Source organism: Pseudomonas sp. 30_B, from assembly GCF_017491605.1.
GTDB lineage: Bacteria > Pseudomonadota > Gammaproteobacteria > Pseudomonadales > Pseudomonadaceae > Pseudomonas.
The window spans coordinates 1-478 of record NZ_JAFGYY010000260.1; the positions used below are offsets into that span (position 1 = coordinate 1).

1 protein-coding gene and 1 pseudogene are annotated in these 478 nt (G+C 72.6%); both read left to right on the plus strand.

The features are described 5' to 3' along the window. A partial coding sequence (locus J5M67_RS28195; RefSeq protein WP_207888645.1) for an amidohydrolase family protein occupies positions 1–280 on the plus strand: 280 nt, incomplete at its 5' end. 13 nt (positions 281–293) lie between these two features. Next, positions 294–478: pseudogene (locus J5M67_RS28200) on the plus strand (formimidoylglutamate deiminase); the annotation flags it as partial.

Genomic DNA, 478 nt, shown 5'->3' on the forward strand with positions numbered 1-478 from the left:
TCCGGGCACCTCGCCGCTCACGTCGCTGCTGCTCACGATGAACATGGGCTGCACGGTGTTCAAGCTGACCGTGCAGGAGGCGCTCCTCGGCGTCACGCGCCACGCGGCGGCGGCGCTCGGCGCGAGCGACCGGCACGGCTCGCTCGCGCCCGGGCGGCAGGCGGATTTCGCGGTATGGCCGGTCTCGACGCTCGCCGAGCTCGCGTACTGGTTCGGCCGGCCGCTGTGCGAGCGGGTCGTGAAGGGCGGCGTGACGGTGTTCACGCGCGATGCGCGCTGACCGGACGATGAGCATGACGAAAATCGATTCGATGTTGTTTGCCGAGCAGGCGTATCTGCCGGGCGGCTGGCGGCGCGACGTGCTGCTGCGCTGGAACGCGGCGGGCGCGCTCGTCGACGTGAGCGCGGATGCGGCGGCGCCCGCGGGCGTCGCGCGCGCGAACGGGCCGCTGTTGCCGGGCATGCCGAACCTGCACTC